The sequence below is a fragment of the Chelatococcus sp. XZ-Ab1 genome, assembly GCF_029309855.1.
Classification (GTDB): Bacteria; Pseudomonadota; Alphaproteobacteria; order Rhizobiales; family Beijerinckiaceae; genus Chelatococcus_A; species Chelatococcus_A sambhunathii.
In genome coordinates, this window is the sequence record NZ_JARKII010000010.1 from 13,497 (window position 1) to 28,336 (window position 14,840).

Below are 14,840 nucleotides of genomic sequence, written 5' to 3' on the forward strand. Positions count from 1 at the left end.
CCGCCTGCAAAGGCCTATGTCTCGCGGGACGAACGGGCCCGCAAGGGCCTTGCTGCCGCAGGAAGTAGACAGTTTCGCGCGCCATGAACAGTGCCGTTTCCATTTCCGCTCCGCAGGTCGACCGGGAGGCCTCGCGCCGCATGGCGCCGGTCCGGGCATGGCTCTGGCTGCTCGCCGGCCTCGTGCTCGTCATGATCCTCGTTGGCGGCGCGACGCGCCTCACGGATTCCGGCCTGTCGATCACCGAATGGAAGCCGGTCACCGGCGCCCTCCTGCCGATGAGCGAGGAAGCCTGGCAGCGCGAGTTCGACCTCTACCGCCAGATCCCGCAATACGAGCTCGTCAACAAGGGCATGACCCTCGCCGAGTTCAAGTCGATCTACCTGTGGGAGTGGGGGCATCGCCAGCTTGGCCGCTTCATCGGGCTCGCCTTCTTCCTGCCGCTCGCGTTCTTCGCCTGGCGCGGGCAGGTGCGCGGGCGCCTGCTGCTGACCATCGCCGCCATCGGCGCCATGGGCGGGCTGCAGGCCACCGTCGGCTGGATCATGGTCGCCTCCGGCCTGAAGCCGGGCATGACGGCGGTCGCGCCGGTCAAGCTCATGCTGCACATGCTCATCGCCTGCGGCATTCTCGGCGCCCTCGTCTGGGTCGCGACTGGCCTCGGCCGCTTTGCGCCGGAGCATGCGCCGGCGCGCCTCAGGCGCACCGCCTCCCTGCTGATCGGCCTCACCGTGCTACAGATCGCGCTGGGCGCCATCGTCGCCGGGCTCGACGCGGGCCTCTCCTACAACACCTGGCCGCTGATGGACGGGCGTCTCGTGCCTTCTGCCGCAACGCTCTTTCCCATCACGCCCTGGGCGGAGAACTTCGTCGAGAGCATCGCCCTCGTGCAGTTCAACCACCGCCTGGGCGCCTATCTGCTGCTCGCTCTCGCCCTGTGGCACGCGGTGGACGCGTTGCGCAGCGCGCCGGGGAGCGCGCCGGCGCGCCGGGCCACGCTGCTCGCGGCGCTTGTCGTCGTCCAGGCGCTCGTCGGCATCACCACCCTGCTTCTCGTCGTGCCTTTATGGGCCGCGCTGCTGCACCAGGGCCTCGCAGTTCTGCTGCTCGGCGCCTGCGTCCACCACCGGCGCCGGCTGGCCGAGCCGGCGCCGCTCGCGGTACCGGCTCGGGCCTGAGGCCGCTGGCCTTTTCCTCGGTACGCCCCGGCACCGGCAGGCCGGCGCAAGCCTTGTCCCGTTAATCCTCGGGCCGCGTCCCACCGGATGTCGACGCTTTAGTCCGAATGGGTGAGTCGTGCGTTCGCGCACCTCGACGGGCGCCGGTCGCGCTCAGCATAAAGCTGCGTTAAGGTTCGCGTCAGGCGGACGACGGCTGGCGCTGATGGAGGGCACGTCGATGGCGGGCATGGTGACGATCTTCCACGCGGGTTTGTGGCCGGGGATCGCTGCATCCTGCATCTGCATGGCCGAGCTCGCGGACGGCGCGACGCGTCGGCGCGCGCGCCGCACGCATTCAGCTGCACGCGAACTCTTCCAACTGCGGCCGGTTGTCGCCACGGTGTCCGAGGCGGGCCGCCGCGTTCGGCCGCCCGCGGATTCGAGCTATCACTGCTGAGGGGAGCGGCGGCTCAGGAGGCCGCCGCCAGCGCCTGATCGAGGTCGGCGATGATGTCCGCCGCATCCTCCAGCCCGATCGACAGGCGCACCACATTGCCGGCAACACCTGCCTTCGCCCGTTCCTGCGGCGGCATGTTGCGGTGCGTGGTCGTCGCCGGATGGATCGCGAGCGAGCGTGTCTCGCCGATATTGGCGATGTGCGAGAAGAGCTTGAGCGCCGCGATGAAGCGCGTCGCAGCCTGGTCCCCGCCCTTGAGCGCCACGGTGAAGACGGAGCCTGCCCCCTCCGGGCTGTAGCGGTCGGCGAGTGCCTTGCCGGGATGGCCCTCGATGGAGGGATAGCTCACCGCCGCCACGGCCGGATGACCGGCAAGGTGCTGCGCCACGGCCTTGGCATTGGCGCAGTGGCGCGCCATGCGCAGCGGAAGCGTCTCGATGCCGGTCAGCGTCAGGAAGGCGGTGGCCGGCGAGATGCCCGGGCCGAGGTCGCGCAGGCCATAGAGCCGGGCCGCGACGGCGAAGGCGTTCTTCGGGAAGGCCTCGGCGAGCACGATGCCTTCGTAGTCGCCCCACGGCGCCGAGATGAGCGGGTAACGCGCGTCGCCCGCCCAGTCGAAGCTGCCGCCGTCGGTGATGATGCCGCCGATGACCTGTCCGTGGCCGCCGAGGAACTTCGACGTCGAATGGAAGACGATATCGGCCCCGTGCTCGAACGGCCGGATAAGATAGGGGCTCGCCAGCGTGTTGTCGACGATGAGCGGCACCTTGTGGCGCCTGGCGATGGCCGAGATCGCCTGAAGATCGACCACGCTGCCGCAGGGATTGACGATGGATTCGACGACGATCGCCTTCGTCTTCTCCGTCACGGCGGCCGCGACGCTGGCCGGATCGGTCGGGTCGGCGAAATGGACCTTCAGGCCATGGCGCTGCTCGAGACGGCGCATGAGGCCGAGCGAGCCGCCGAAGAGGCGGCTGGCAGCGACATATTCGTCGCCGCTTTCCATGAGCGTGAGCAGGATGACGAGAAGGGCCGCCTGGCCGGAGCCGATGGCGACCGACATGGTGCCGCCCTCGAGATCCGTGACGCGGCGCTCCAGCGCCGCCGTCGTCGGGTTGCTGCCGCGCGAATAGGAGAAGCCGATCTTGCGCAGGGCGAAGATGTCGGCCGCCTCTTCGGGATCGTCGAAGACGAAGCCGTTCGTCAGATAGATCGGCGTGGTGCGAGCCCCCGTCGCCGGGTCGGGCGCCGCCCCCGCGTGCACCGCCCGCGTGGCAAAGCCCGTCTTGTTACAATGATCGCTCATGGGTCAGGCTCCGCAACGGCAGGCTCAGGCCGACAGGGCCTGGTCGAGATCGGCGATGAGATCGGCCGGGTCTTCGAGGCCGATGGACAGGCGCACCACGTCCGGCCCGGCGCCGGCGGCCACCTTCTGCTCGTCGCTGAGCTGGCGGTGGGTGGTCGAGGCCGGGTGGATGACGAGCGAGCGCGTGTCGCCGATGTTGGCGAGGTGCGAGAAGAGCTGCAGCTTCGAGACGAGGCTGACGCCCGCCTCGTAACCACCCTTGAGGCCGAAGGTGAAGACGGCGCCGGCGCCCTTCGGGCAGTAACGCCTGGCGAGCGTGTAATAGCGGTCGCCCTCGAGGCCGGGGTAGCTCACCCAGGCGACGGCCGGATGGCTGGCGAGGTGCTTTGCCACCGTGAGCGTCGAATCCGAGACGCGCTGCATGCGCAGCGGCAGGGTTTCGATGCCGTTGAGGATGAGGAAGGCGTTGAAGGGCGACAAAGCCGGGCCGAGGTCGCGCAGGCCGAGCACCCGCGTCGCGATGGCGAAGGCGAAGTTGCCGAAGGTCTCACCGAGCACCATGCCGCCGTATTCCGGCCGCGGCTTCGACAGCATCGGATAGCGCTCGTCGCCGACCCAGTTGAAGGTGCCGCCGTCGACGATGAGGCCGGCGATGGAATTGCCGTGCCCGCCGAGGAACTTGGTGGCCGAATGGACGACGATGTCGGCCCCGTGCTCGAAGGGGCGCCACAGGTAGGGCGTCGCCATCGTGTTGTCGACGATGAGCGGGATGTTGGCGCGCTTGGCGATGGCGGAGATGGCGGCGATGTCGACGATGACGCCGCCCGGATTGGCGATCGACTCGACGAAGATCGCCTTGGTCTTGGGCGTCAGGGCCCGCTCGAAGGTGGACAGGTCGTCAGGGTCGGCCCAGACGACGTTCCAGCCGAAGCTCTTGTAGGAATGGTTGAACTGGTTGATCGAGCCGCCGTAGAGCTTCTTCGACGCGATGAACTCGTCGCCCGGCTGCAGCAGGGCGTGGAAGGTGAGGAACTCCGCCGCATGGCCGGAGGCGACGGCGAGCGCCGCCGTGCCGCCCTCGAGCGCCGCCACGCGCTCCTCCAGCACCGCGCAGGTCGGGTTGCCGATGCGCGTGTAGATGTTGCCGAAGGCCTGCAGGCCGAAGAGCGAGGCCGCGTGGTCGACGTCGTCGAAGACGAAGGAAGTCGTCTGGTAGATGGGCGTGGCGCGCGCGCCGGTCGCCGGATCGGGCTGGGCACCGGCATGGATGGCAAGCGTATTGAACCCGGGCACACGGTCGGCCATGGAACATCTCCTCCGGCATTCGCTTTAAAAGGCGTTCGTTCGTAATAAAGAACGACGCGTTTGCCGTCAACGAGGAGGAGGGAGGAAGGGACCTGCGTGTGCCGGCTGCTCAGATCTTTTCGCCGGGCAAGCGGCTGGCCTGCTTCACCCAGTCCGCGAACTGCCCTTCGTCAAGACCGCCCTCGTGGATGTCGAGATAGCGGACGTCCTTGTGCTTGGACGCGCCGGGCGGAACGGGATCGAGCGAGGTGCCGCGGAAGAATGTCACCTTCACGTATTTCGTGAAGCAATGAAAGCTCAGGAACCATCCCTGGCCCTCCACGCCGTAGAAGGGCGAGTTCCATTTGACGGCCTTCATCACGCCCGGAACCGTCCGCACGATCAGCATGTCGAGGCGGCGGCCGAGCTCGCTCTTCCAGCCCGGCATGGCCGCGATATAGGCCTCTACGGGGGCATCGCCGTATCCCTTGGGGATCTGGGGATTGCCCCCGGAGAGAAGAACGGCTCCGCCCGGCTGCGCCGCTTCCGTTGCAGCCCCGGTGGCGGCCTTCGTCCTTGTCGTTTTCGCAGGCTTGACCGCTTTCGCAGGTTTGGCGGGCAGCTTCGTCATCCGTTCAGTGCTCCTGCGGGATGTGGCGCATGGTACGCCACCGCGCGGCATGAGGCTGCGCGAACATGTAGAGGCCCGTGGGAATCAGCAGGAAGAGCGGGACGAGCGCCAGGAGATGGACCCAGAAGCGCGGCTCCGCGCCGCCCCACGTGGCGACGACGTTGGCGATGAAGCCCACGGTGAAAGCAACCGACAGCCACCGGTGGAAACGGCGGATCGACGCGCTCCAATTCATCGGGAGGTCCTTTTCTTCCTTCCGGAATGGCTTCGACGACCGGCGGCCTCAATCGATCCGCGACAGAACATCGTCCAGCGCCGAGAGGAACCGCGACCAGCCCGCCATGGCGCCCCGGTAATAGGACTGCTGATCCGGCCGGAAACCCGTCTGCTCCATGCGCAGGTGGGTGCCGGTCTCCGTTGGCGTCAGTGTCCACGTGACGACGCTTTCGAGGTCCTTGGTATCCCACCGATAGGACAGCCGCTTGTCGGGCTCGACGATCTCGACCCGGCAGTCGACCGCGCCCCAGTCGGCGGTAAGGGTGAAGCGGTGGTTCACCACAGGCTTGAAGTCGTTCTTCATGAGCCATTCCTCAATGAGGTGCGGCTGGGTGAGGGCGCGCCAAAGCTTTTCCGGCGGGTAGGGGAATTCCCGTTCGACGACGACGAAGAGGCGTTCGGTGGCTGTGTCGCTCATTGGTCCATTCTCTTGAGCAGGTCTTCGAGGTCATCGAACCTGGCCTGCCAGAAGCCCGACATCTGCCTGGTCCAGTCGATCAGCGGGGCGAGGGCGGCACGTTGTGCGCTGTAATGCGTCTGGCGGCCCTCGTGACGGTCGCGCACCAGCCCCGCCCGCTTCAGGATCCCGAGATGCTTCGAAACCGCCGGCTGGGAGACCCCCGCCTTGGCCGTCAGCGCGGCGACCGTCTGGTCGCCGTCGCGGCACAGCCGCTCGAAAATGGCGCGCCGCGTCGGATCGGCGAGCGTCCTGAAGAGGAGGTCATGGGCTGGCGATGTCACGATCGATAACTTTCCAGCTATGAATAATCCATAACTGGCGGGCTATGGGTGAGTCAATGGGCTTCCTGCCGGCGATGCTGCGCGTGCTCGATGGAAATAGCGAAGGCAAGCGCCGTCGGTCCGCTGGCAACGGTCCGGGCGGGTCGTCGATGATCAGAAAGGCAGGAGAGAAGAAAGGTTCTGCGGAAGTGTTCCGCCGTTCGCTCGAACGAACGGCTTACTGATCGCCCGGCTTGAAGATGGTGCGCTTCTGGAAGCCCTTGTCGGCCATGGCCGGCTTCTTGGCCGAGATGATACGCGAATTGATGCCCTGCCAGCCGATCTCGCCGGAGAGGCGCCCGTATTCGATCTTGGGGCATCGGTTCATGACGACCTTGAGCCCGCGCGCCTCGGCCCGCTCGGCGGCCGCGTCGTTGCGCACCGACAGCTGCATCCAGATGACCCGGGGCCGCGGCGAGAGCGCCAGCGCCTCGTCCGTCACCGGGCCCGCGGCCTCGGAGTTGCGGAAGATCTCCACCATGTCGACCGGGTGGGGAATGTCTGCGAGCCGGCCGTAGACCGTCTTGCCGAGCAGGGTCTTGCCGGCGAGGCCCGGGTTGATCGGGATGACGTCGTAGCCTCGTTCGATCAGGTATTTCATGACGATATAGCTCGGCCGGGCCGGATTGGCCGAGGCGCCGACGAGCGCGATCGTCTTCACGCTCTTCAGGATGTCGCGGATATAGGCATCGGGATAATTGTCATGCTCCACGGCGCCGGGCGCCGCGGTCCGGGTGGAGGAGGGGGCGTTCGGGATCATCGGCCCTGCCAGTTCGGTTCGCGTTTCTCGATGAAGGCGCCGATGCCTTCTTCGGCATCGCGCGCCAGCATGTTCTCCACCATCACGGCGCTGGCGTGCCGGTAGGCGTCGCTCAGGCCCATCTCGAGCTGTTCGTAGAAGGCGCGCTTGCCGATCTTCAGCGTCAGCGGCGACTTGGCGGCGATGGTGCGCGCCATGGCGAGCGCCGCCGCGAGCGCCTCGCCTTCGGCGACGACGCGGTTGACGAGGCCGAAGCGCGCCGCGTCCTGCGCGTCGACCATCTCGCCCGTCAGCAGCATTTCCATGGCGTGCTTGCGTGAGATGTTGCGCGACAGCGCGACCATCGGCGTCGAGCAGAAGAGGCCGATGTGGACGCCCGGCGTGCAGAATCGCGCCGCCGCTCCCGCGACGGCGAGGTCGCAGCTCGCCACCAGCTGGCAGCCGGCAGCGGTGGCGACGCCCTCGACGGCGGCGATCACCGGCTGCGGCAGGCGCACGATACGCTGCATCATGGCCGAGCAGGTGCCGAGCACGTCGCTGAAATAAGCGCGTCCGCGGTCCGGGTCCGCGCGGTGGGCGGTCATCTCCTTGAGGTCATGCCCGGCGGAGAAGACCGGGCCCGCGGCCGCAAGGACGACGACGCGCACGTCCTGCCGACTAGCAATTGCGTCAAGCTCCTCGCTGACGGCGGCCATCAGCGCCTCGCTCAGGCTGTTGCGGGCCTTCGGCCGGTTGAGCGTGAGGAGTGCGATGCCCTCCTCGGGCTCCTCCACGAGGAGCACGGGCGTGTCGATCGTCGTCTCGGTATTCATGCATTCCTCGCCGGGCGCGGGCGCCGAAGGCCGGTTTGCCCATCTGCCTATTGTCGGCGGCATCACCGCATGCTGCAACCAAGGCAATATGGTCGAGATCCATGAAACGGGAAGGGGGATGCGCGCATGGCGGCATGGGCAGAGTTGCAGCCGGTGATGAGCGTGGCCGAGCTCGAGGCGTTCCTGGACAGGGAATTCCCCCAGATTCACGCCGGCGGGCGCATCTATGGCGTCGAGGCGGTGGGGCCGATGTCGGCGCGCCTGCGCTGCGCCTACGACGAGCGCCACGTCCGCCCGGGCGGCACGATTTCGGGACCGACCATCATGGCGCTCGCCGATCTTGCGCTCTATGTCGCCATCCTCGGCGCCATCGGCCCGGTCGGCCTCGCCGTCACCACCAACCTGTCCTTCAACTTCCTGCGCAAGCCCGGCCGGCGCGACCTTCTCGCCGACTGCCGCCTGCTCAAGCTCGGCAAGCGCCTCGCCGTCGGCGAGGTCACCATCTTCTCGGACGGGGAGGAGGAGCCCGTCGCCCATGCGACAGGGACCTATTCCATCCCGCCGCGGTGAAGAAAATTGCGGTATTATAATACCTTTATAGGTAAGTAATTGATATTTAACGGGTTGTCCGCGTCGGCGCCTCGCCGCCGCGCTTGACGCGGGCGCCGGCCTCATGTAGAGCACGCCCACCTTGAACGGCGCTGCCCTGTGCGGCGCCGTTGCAGTGTTCCCGCGGGGGCCTCGCGAAGGTCTCTGCATCATCTCGGAAGAGACCCATGAAGACCTATTCGGCAAAGCCGGCCGACGTCGAGAAGAAGTGGGTGCTCATCGATGCGAGGGGCCTTGTCGTCGGCCGCCTCGCTTCGATCGTAGCCATGCGCCTGCGTGGCAAGCACAAGCCCTCCTTCACGCCTCACGTCGACTGCGGCGACAACGTCATCGTCATCAATGCGGACAAGGTGGTGTTCACCGGCCGCAAGCGTGAGCAGAAGGTGTACTACCACCACACCGGCTATCCGGGTGGCATCAAGGAGCGCACCGCCAAGTTCATCCTCGAGGGCCGCTTTCCCGAGCGCGTCGTCGAGAAGGCGGTGGAGCGCATGCTCCCGCGCGGCCCGCTCGGCCGCAAGCAGCTCGGCAACCTGCGCGTCTACGGCGGTTCGCAGCATCCGCACGAGGCTCAGCAGCCCGAGGCGCTGGACGTCGCCGCGCTCAATTCGAAGAACGTGAGGAGCGCCTGATCATGGCCGAGACCCTCCAGAGCCTTTCCGATCTCGGGCAGGCCGTCGCCCCGCAGGCCGCGCCCGAGGCGCCCGTGCACGAGCAGAAGCTCGACAAGCTCGGCCGCGCCTATGCCACCGGCAAGCGCAAGGACGCCATCGCGCGCGTCTGGATCAAGCCCGGCGCCGGCAAGATCGTCGTCAACGACCGCGAACTCGACGTCTATTTCGCGCGTCCGGTACTGCGCATGATCCTGCAGCAGCCGCTCGTGCTGACCGAGCGCGTCGGCCAGTACGACGTGATGGTCAACGTCACCGGCGGCGGCCTCTCCGGCCAGGCCGGTGCCGTACGCCACGGCCTCGCCAAGGCGCTGACCTACTATGAGCCTGAGCTGCGCTCCGTCCTCAAGAAGCAGGGCTTCCTGACGCGCGACAGCCGCGTCGTCGAGCGCAAGAAGTACGGCCGCGCCAAGGCCCGCCGTTCCTTCCAGTTCTCGAAGCGTTGATCGCCTCGCGTTTCACGCTTTCCACGCGAAAGGGCGGCCTCGGGCCGCCCTTTTGTTTTCGGCTCTCGCCTGGGCGCACCGGGCCACTATCGCCTATCCGCCGGCGGCCCGATGCCCATGGCGTTGATCACCTCCTGCGGCACCCGGTAGTCGCGGTAGAGCTGGGCGCTCGAGCGCAGGCCGCAGGCCTCGCGCTGGACGACGAGGTGCCACAGCGCGGTGCCCGCCTGCCGCACCAGCCGTTTCCGGTCGGCGTCGGTGCCTCTGCCGGCATCGCAGGCCTCGATGGCGGCGAGCGCGGCTTCGAGCGCCCGCCCCAGACGCCCGAGGGCGGAGGCGCTTTCTTGCAGCATCTCCTGCTGCAGGGCGTCATTGGCCATGCCGGTTGCATCGGCGCGGGAGGTGAGGCGAGGGGGACGCAGGCTCATCGGCTGCCCGGCTCACATTGCCTTTATCGCTGCCGCATCACTTCGCGGCCACCGGCCGTTGCTCCCGCAGTTCGAAGCGCCCGGTCGGCCCGCCGGCCTCGCGCCAGGCGGCGAAGCCGCCGCCGAGATGGGCGACGGGCTTGAGCCCCATCCGCGCGGCCGTCGCCGCGCCGAGCGCCGAGCGCCAGCCGCCGGCACAGAAGAAGATGAAGCGCTTGTCCTGCGAGAAGATGCATTTGTGGTAGGGGCTCTCCGGGTCGATCCAGAACTCCAGCATGCCGCGCGGGCAATGGAAAGCGCCGGGGATGGTGCCTTCGCGCTCCAGCTCGCGCGGGTCGCGCAAGTCCACAAAAACGACATCGTCGCGGCCATGCAGGGCGATGGCTGCCGCCGCGTCGATGGTCTCGATGGCGCGCTCGGCCTCGGCGAGCATCGTTTTGAATCCCAGGGTGATGGTCTGCGGCATCGTCTTGATCCTCCCGCTGCCCGCGGCTGGCAGGCCATGCTAGCGCGACCGCCTCTTCCTTGGGGAGATCGCGGCGTGCCGATTGTTCCCGCACCGGCCATCGGGCACGATATTCGTGATTGGACATCTATATGGGGATGGCACGTGGAGGTTTTCAGCCCGGCGGATTATGTCGCCCTCGGCTTTTTCGTCGCTGCCTGGATCGGCTACAAGATCGTCGTCGAGCACTCGCGCTGGGCCGAGCAGAGCCTCAACGTGATGATGAACAATTATCGCCACGTCTGGATGGCGCGGATGCTCGAGCGCGAGTTGCGCATCGTCGATACGACCATCATGGCGACGCTGCAGAACGGCACCGCCTTCTTCGCCTCCACGTCGCTCATCGTCATCGGTGGCGCGCTTGCCTTGCTGCGGTCCACTGACGAGGTGCTCAATCTCGTTGCCGATCTGCCCTTTGGCCTGCAGACCACTCGCCTTGCCTGGGAGTTGAAGGTGATCGGCATCGTCATCATCTTCGGCTACGCCTTCTTCAAGTTTTCCTGGTCGTACCGTCTGTTCAACTATGCCGCGATCCTCATCGGCGCGACGCCGGCGGCGGAGAAGGGCCGCGCGCCGGACGTCCCGGCGCGGGCGGCCGCCGCGCGAGCGGGGCAGATGGCAGTCGTCGCGGGGCGCCACTTCAACCGCGGCCAGCGCGCTTTCTTCTTCGCGCTCGCCTATCTCGGCTGGTTCCTAAGCCCCTATCTCTTCTTTTTCTCGACGGCCGCGGTGCTCGTCGTCATGGCGCGGCGCCAGTTCTCGTCGGAGGCGCGGGCCGCCCTCGACGTGCGCGAACGCGATTGACGCGGCGACCCCGGACAGGCAGGCAGGAGCGATGACAGCCGATGCGACTCGCGACGCCGAAATCGCCACCCTCATGCTTACGCTCGCCGCTGCATGCGGACGGGGCAAGACGCTGGATCCGACCGTGGTCGCCCGTGCCTACGCAGGCCCGCATCCGGATGGCTGGGGCCCGCTGATGCAGCCCGTCCGGCGCGTCGCCGTGGCCCTCGCGCACGAGGGACGCCTCGTCATCTACCGCAAGGGCAAGCCGGTCGACCCCGATGACTTCCGCGGCATCTACCGCATCGGCCTGCCGCATGTGGAATGAAGCCGCTCACCGGCCCGGCAGCAGCGTCGGCGTGTAGCCCATCAGGCGGTAGGCCACGAGGCCGACCCATTCCTTGGTGGAGAGGTCCGCGAGGCGCAGCCCCTCCGAGAAGGTGCGGAAGGGGCGGTAGAAGTCGTCCGGCTTGCCGTCGGCATGAAAGTCGACCGGATAAGGCACCACATCGAAGCCGACGGCCTTGAAGCAGCCGATGGCGCGTGGCATGTGATAGGCTGAGGTGACGAGCAGCCAGCGCTCGCCCGGCTGCGGCTGCACCAGGTCGCGGGTGAAGAGCGCATTCTCCCGCGTGTTGCGGGAGCGGTCCTCGTAGAGGACATGCTCCGTCCGCATGCCGACCGCGGTGAACAGCGCCCGCGCCGCATCGGCCTCCGTATATTCCTCTTCCGTCAGCAGGCTGGCCGAGCCGCCGGTGAAGACGATGCGGGCCTCGGGAAGGCGACGCGCAAGCTCGATCGTCGCTGTCATGCGCGCGGCGGCGTCGGTGAACTTGATCTGATGGCGGTTCATGCCGATGGCGCCGCCGAGCACGATGACGCCGGCGACGGGCTCGCCATCGAGGCGCGGCACGGCCGCGAAGCGGTCCTCCAGAACCCGCATCGAGATGCGGGCGAGCGGCGAGGCCCCGACGATCAGAAAGCCGACGATGCCGATGGCCACGAGGCCGTGGCCGAGGCGCCGGTAGCGCGAGAAGAGCAGCAAGAGCCCGACAAGCGCGATGACGGTCAGCACGTTGCTCGGCGTGACGAAGAACCAGAAGATCTTCGAGAGATAGAAAAACATGGCTGCCCCGTATTGCCCGCCTGGTGCCCCCGATCAGCGGGCCTCGCTCAGCCGCCGCAGCAGTCGCTCGACATGGATGGTGCGCTCGGCCACCTCCCTGAGCTCGCAGCCCGCCTCGAACACCGCCGCGCGCGGCGAGGCGGGGAAGGCCTGCGAGATGAAGCTGCAGTTGAGGTCCGCATAGCTCTCCCAGGCCTGCTGCACGGCCGTGAAGTGGGTGCGTGCCGCCCCGTCGAGCTTGCCGTCGAGGGCGGCGATCGCGCTCGTCATGCGCTCGCGCCAGACGGCGACCTCACGGCGTGAGCAGGCGATCTCCGCCGCACGACGGTCACCGCCGTCGCGCCGGGCGCAGACGAGCGCGATGGAACCGATGCAGGCGGACGGGGCGCGGCCGCTCTCGCCGAGGCATTGGGCCATCGCGTCGCGGTCGGAGGCGATGGTGCCGCCGGTGCCTTCCGGCTTCGCCGCCGAGGAGAGGGTGGCGAGTCCCGCGACGGCGATCGCGAGAAGGCCCGTCGCCACCGCAGCGGCACGGCGACCGGATCTCGGCATGGGAGGCTGCTGCATCGAATCGCGTTCCTGCTTGGTGGAACCATCGCGTCAGACCGCAGCCTGCCGTCGGGCGGCGGTGTCTGCCACGGCCCGGCGGAGGAAGGCTAGGGCAACCGCCGCTCGCGACCTCATGCAGCCTTGTCCCAGGCAGGCGCCCAGGAGGGATCGATCATGCGCCCGTCGGGCCGGGCGAGCCCGCTGATCCGCGCCACCTCGTCCTCGTCGAGCGCGAAGTCGAAGATGTCGATGTTCTGCGCGATGCGCTCGCGATTGGCGGATTTCGGGATGGCGACGACCCCCGGCTGCTGGACGTGCCAGCGCAGCACGACCTGGGCCGGCGTCCTGCCGTGCCGCTCGGCGACCTCGACCACCGCGCGCTCGTCAAGCAACTGGCCCCGTCCGAGCGGGCAATAGGCCGTGAAGGCAAGGCCGTGACGGCGGCAGGCATCGAGAACCTTCGACTGGTCGAGGTAGGGGTGATACTCGCACTGGTTGGCGACCAGGGGCTCGTCCGAGCGCGCCACCGCCTCGTCGAGCAGCGCGACGGGGAAGTTGGAGACACCGATGTGGCGCGTGAGCCCGTCGCGCCTCGCCCGGCCGAGCGCCTTGATCGTCTCCTTGAGCGGGATGCTGGCATTCGGCCAGTGGATGAGCAGCAGGTCGACCGCATCGAGGCCGAGGCGTCTGAGGCTGGCCTCGGCCGAGCGCATCAGATTGCTCTCGGACAGGTCCTCGTACCAGACCTTCGTCGTCACGAACAGCTTGTCGCGGGAGATGCCGGAGGCGCGGATGCCTTGTCCCACCGCCTCCTCGTTGCCGTAGCGGGCGGCGGTGTCGATGTGGCGGTAGCCCGCCTCGATCGCCCACTGCACGGCGGCGATGCAGGCGTCATTCGTTGCTTCCCAGGTGCCGAGCCCGAGAGCGGGAATGGCGGCGCCATTGGCTTCGACGAGCGGAGCTGTCATGCGGATTACCTCGTTCGTTGGGACGTCGGTTGCCGGGCCAGCCGCGGACGCAACTCAGCCGGCGGCCTTGCTGTTGCGCAGCGCCTCGGCCTGGGCATAGAAGCGCTTTTCCCACTCTTTGTGATTGTCGAGCCCCTCGCGGATGAAAGGCGTGAAGACCGCGATGTTGAGCAGCAGCCAGTTGACGAGGTTCGCCGGGAAGCGCAGCGGCTTGACGAAATCGACGAAGAGCACGACGCGCGTCTTGTCCGTGTGGTTCCAGGCCTCGTGGTTGTAGGCGTCGTCGAAGACGAGCGCCTTGCCCTCTTCCCAGTGGCAGATCTGCTTGTCGACGCGGATGGCGAGCTTGTCGCGCGGCTCGGGCACGATGAGGCCAAGGTGCAGGCGCAGCACGCCGTTGTAGGGCCCGCGATGCGCCGGCAGGTGCTTGCCGGGCTCGAAGATGGAGAACATCGCCGTCTTGAGGCCCGGGATCTTCTGCACGATGCGCCAGGTCTCGGGGCACTGCCTGATGTTCTGCTCCGACGTGAGGCCGTAGCCGGCGAGGAAGAAGGTCTTCCACCCCGTGTCCGTGCTGATGGTCTTCACGTCCGTGGAGATGTCCTGGAAGGAGGGCAGGTCCGCCTGGCGCACCAGGACCTTCTCCAGCTCGGCGCGGATGAGGGGCCACTCGCGCTCGATCTCGGCCACCCAGGGAAAGGTGGCGTTGTCGTAGACGGGCGGGTTGCCGACCTTGGAATATTTGAGGTTGAGCTTCTCGGCCCAGGCGACGATGCCCATGAGCACGCGCGTGACGAGGCTCGGCCGGTCCATCGGAGCGATGCCCTCGGTGCCGAAGGTTTGTGTCGCGCCGCCGGCCGTGGCCGTGGGATTGTGGGCTTCCTGCTTCAAAGTTCCTGCTCCCGCTCCTGGGTGCTCCGCGCATATGGTCTTGCGGTTTCAACCGCGCTCAACCGTAGTTAGCTAATGATAGCCGCCGACGGCCGCAACGGTTCTGGATGCGATCCTATCGCCCACTCCATGCAAGAGAAGCGGGGTCGACAGCAGATTGGAGCCGTTCGAAACAGCAGCGAGCGCGCGCGCCCGTCACTGCGGCCGCGGGCAGTTCGATTGTCGGCGATGGCGATTTTATGGCGGGAGAGCTGCGCGCTGATGCAGGCTGAAGATCAACCAATACTTTTGAAAGCGCCATCACTAGTTCGAAAGCGCTCGTGGTCCACTCTGCAAGGTCATGGCTGGGCTCGTCCCGGCCATCCACGTCTTTGACGTTGTTCTTTTTCTTAAAAGCG

23 protein-coding genes are annotated in these 14,840 nt (G+C 67.4%); 9 read left to right on the plus strand and 14 right to left on the minus strand.

Going from position 1 to position 14,840, the window contains the following annotated elements; genetic code table 11:
* Positions 1-83 precede the first annotated feature (83 nt).
* Together P2T65_RS15185 and P2T65_RS15190 are read left to right on the plus strand one after the other, a co-directional pair.
* On the plus strand, positions 84-1,178 hold the full coding sequence (locus tag P2T65_RS15185) for a COX15/CtaA family protein (RefSeq protein WP_276200107.1): 1,095 nt from the start codon (positions 84-86) through the stop codon (positions 1,176-1,178).
* A 229-nt stretch (positions 1,179-1,407) separates the two neighbouring features.
* Positions 1,408-1,617 carry a hypothetical protein gene (locus tag P2T65_RS15190; protein WP_141659736.1) on the plus strand — a complete coding sequence of 70 codons (210 nt, stop codon included), beginning with the start codon at positions 1,408-1,410 and terminating at the stop codon, positions 1,615-1,617.
* Positions 1,618-1,630: 13 nt separating this feature from the next.
* On the opposite strand, the gene P2T65_RS15195 is transcribed toward P2T65_RS15190, so the two are convergent.
* The 6 genes from P2T65_RS15195 to P2T65_RS15220 all read right to left on the minus strand — a co-directional run bounded on the left by P2T65_RS15195 (position 1,631) and on the right by P2T65_RS15220 (position 5,855).
* Positions 1,631-2,923, minus strand: a complete 1,293-nt coding sequence (locus P2T65_RS15195; RefSeq protein ID WP_071923693.1) for an aminotransferase class I/II-fold pyridoxal phosphate-dependent enzyme — start codon at positions 2,921-2,923, stop codon at positions 1,631-1,633.
* A gap of 24 nt (positions 2,924-2,947) precedes the next feature.
* Complete coding sequence (locus tag P2T65_RS15200; protein ID WP_063186052.1) at positions 2,948-4,228, minus strand: O-acetylhomoserine aminocarboxypropyltransferase; 1,281 nt, start codon at positions 4,226-4,228, stop codon at positions 2,948-2,950.
* 109 nt (positions 4,229-4,337) lie between these two features.
* On the minus strand, positions 4,338-4,838 hold the full coding sequence (locus P2T65_RS15205) for a DUF1801 domain-containing protein (protein ID WP_063186054.1): 501 nt from the start codon (positions 4,836-4,838) through the stop codon (positions 4,338-4,340).
* A 4-nt stretch (positions 4,839-4,842) separates the two neighbouring features.
* Positions 4,843-5,073 carry a hypothetical protein gene (locus P2T65_RS15210; RefSeq protein ID WP_063186055.1) on the minus strand — a complete coding sequence of 77 codons (231 nt, stop codon included), beginning with the start codon at positions 5,071-5,073 and terminating at the stop codon, positions 4,843-4,845.
* 48 nt (positions 5,074-5,121) lie between these two features.
* Entirely contained in the window at positions 5,122-5,532 is a 411-nt protein-coding gene (locus P2T65_RS15215) for an SRPBCC domain-containing protein (RefSeq protein ID WP_276200108.1), read from the minus strand.
* Positions 5,529-5,855 carry a metalloregulator ArsR/SmtB family transcription factor gene (locus P2T65_RS15220; RefSeq protein WP_276200109.1) on the minus strand — a complete coding sequence of 109 codons (327 nt, stop codon included), beginning with the start codon at positions 5,853-5,855 and terminating at the stop codon, positions 5,529-5,531. The genes P2T65_RS15215 and P2T65_RS15220 overlap by 4 nt, the downstream gene beginning before the upstream one ends.
* A gap of 56 nt (positions 5,856-5,911) precedes the next feature.
* Between P2T65_RS15220 and P2T65_RS15225 the strand changes: the two genes are divergently transcribed.
* Positions 5,912-6,079 carry a hypothetical protein gene (locus P2T65_RS15225; RefSeq protein WP_157672362.1) on the plus strand — a complete coding sequence of 56 codons (168 nt, stop codon included), beginning with the start codon at positions 5,912-5,914 and terminating at the stop codon, positions 6,077-6,079.
* Here the strand turns inward: P2T65_RS15225 and P2T65_RS15230 are convergent.
* Together P2T65_RS15230 and P2T65_RS15235 are read right to left on the minus strand one after the other, a co-directional pair.
* Positions 6,073-6,654, minus strand: a complete 582-nt coding sequence (locus tag P2T65_RS15230; RefSeq protein ID WP_276200110.1) for a CoA-binding protein — start codon at positions 6,652-6,654, stop codon at positions 6,073-6,075. The genes P2T65_RS15225 and P2T65_RS15230 overlap by 7 nt on opposite strands.
* Positions 6,651-7,466 (minus strand): enoyl-CoA hydratase, encoded by an 816-nt coding sequence (locus P2T65_RS15235; RefSeq protein ID WP_276200111.1) that lies wholly within the window; start codon positions 7,464-7,466, stop codon positions 6,651-6,653. The genes P2T65_RS15230 and P2T65_RS15235 overlap by 4 nt, the downstream gene beginning before the upstream one ends.
* On the opposite strand from P2T65_RS15235, the gene P2T65_RS15240 reads away from it, so the two are divergent.
* From P2T65_RS15240 to rpsI, 4 genes are all read left to right on the plus strand, one after another.
* Positions 7,441-7,623: a hypothetical protein gene (locus tag P2T65_RS15240; RefSeq protein ID WP_276200112.1), complete on the plus strand. Its 183-nt coding sequence runs from the start codon at positions 7,441-7,443 to the stop codon at positions 7,621-7,623. The genes P2T65_RS15235 and P2T65_RS15240 overlap by 26 nt on opposite strands.
* Complete coding sequence (locus tag P2T65_RS15245) at positions 7,593-8,036, plus strand: PaaI family thioesterase (RefSeq protein ID WP_063186061.1); 444 nt, start codon at positions 7,593-7,595, stop codon at positions 8,034-8,036. The genes P2T65_RS15240 and P2T65_RS15245 overlap by 31 nt, the downstream gene beginning before the upstream one ends.
* A 206-nt stretch (positions 8,037-8,242) precedes the next feature.
* The gene (rplM, locus tag P2T65_RS15250; RefSeq protein WP_276200113.1) at positions 8,243-8,707 is read left to right on the plus strand and encodes a 50S ribosomal protein L13; all 465 of its coding nucleotides are present in this window, start codon (positions 8,243-8,245) and stop codon (positions 8,705-8,707) included.
* Positions 8,708-8,709: 2 nt separating this feature from the next.
* Positions 8,710-9,192, plus strand: a complete 483-nt coding sequence (gene rpsI / locus P2T65_RS15255) for a 30S ribosomal protein S9 (RefSeq protein ID WP_055461058.1) — start codon at positions 8,710-8,712, stop codon at positions 9,190-9,192.
* Between the two features lie 86 nt (positions 9,193-9,278).
* On the opposite strand, the gene P2T65_RS15260 is transcribed toward rpsI, so the two are convergent.
* Both P2T65_RS15260 and P2T65_RS15265 read right to left on the minus strand, forming a co-directional pair.
* Positions 9,279-9,572, minus strand: coding sequence for a DUF6665 family protein (locus P2T65_RS15260; protein ID WP_063186063.1), 294 nt, complete (start codon positions 9,570-9,572; stop codon positions 9,279-9,281).
* A gap of 85 nt (positions 9,573-9,657) precedes the next feature.
* On the minus strand, positions 9,658-10,086 hold the full coding sequence (locus P2T65_RS15265; protein ID WP_055461056.1) for a rhodanese-like domain-containing protein: 429 nt from the start codon (positions 10,084-10,086) through the stop codon (positions 9,658-9,660).
* Between the two features lie 144 nt (positions 10,087-10,230).
* Here P2T65_RS15265 and P2T65_RS15270 point away from each other — a divergent pair, with 144 nt between their 5' ends.
* Both P2T65_RS15270 and P2T65_RS15275 read left to right on the plus strand, forming a co-directional pair.
* Complete coding sequence (locus P2T65_RS15270) at positions 10,231-10,929, plus strand: DUF599 family protein (protein WP_276200114.1); 699 nt, start codon at positions 10,231-10,233, stop codon at positions 10,927-10,929.
* A gap of 31 nt (positions 10,930-10,960) precedes the next feature.
* Entirely contained in the window at positions 10,961-11,236 is a 276-nt protein-coding gene (locus P2T65_RS15275) for a DUF3253 domain-containing protein (protein WP_276200115.1), read from the plus strand.
* A 6-nt stretch (positions 11,237-11,242) separates the two neighbouring features.
* Here the strand turns inward: P2T65_RS15275 and P2T65_RS15280 are convergent, their stop codons facing one another.
* From P2T65_RS15280 to P2T65_RS15295, 4 genes are all read right to left on the minus strand, one after another.
* The gene (locus P2T65_RS15280; RefSeq protein ID WP_276200116.1) at positions 11,243-12,034 is read right to left on the minus strand and encodes a YdcF family protein; all 792 of its coding nucleotides are present in this window, start codon (positions 12,032-12,034) and stop codon (positions 11,243-11,245) included.
* Positions 12,035-12,067: 33 nt separating this feature from the next.
* Positions 12,068-12,586 carry a lysozyme inhibitor LprI family protein gene (locus P2T65_RS15285; RefSeq protein ID WP_276200117.1) on the minus strand — a complete coding sequence of 173 codons (519 nt, stop codon included), beginning with the start codon at positions 12,584-12,586 and terminating at the stop codon, positions 12,068-12,070.
* 128 nt (positions 12,587-12,714) lie between these two features.
* On the minus strand, positions 12,715-13,551 hold the full coding sequence (locus P2T65_RS15290; RefSeq protein WP_071923700.1) for an aldo/keto reductase: 837 nt from the start codon (positions 13,549-13,551) through the stop codon (positions 12,715-12,717).
* Positions 13,552-13,605: 54 nt separating this feature from the next.
* Complete coding sequence (locus P2T65_RS15295; RefSeq protein ID WP_082831534.1) at positions 13,606-14,442, minus strand: aspartyl/asparaginyl beta-hydroxylase domain-containing protein; 837 nt, start codon at positions 14,440-14,442, stop codon at positions 13,606-13,608.
* Positions 14,443-14,840: the final 398 nt, after the last annotated feature.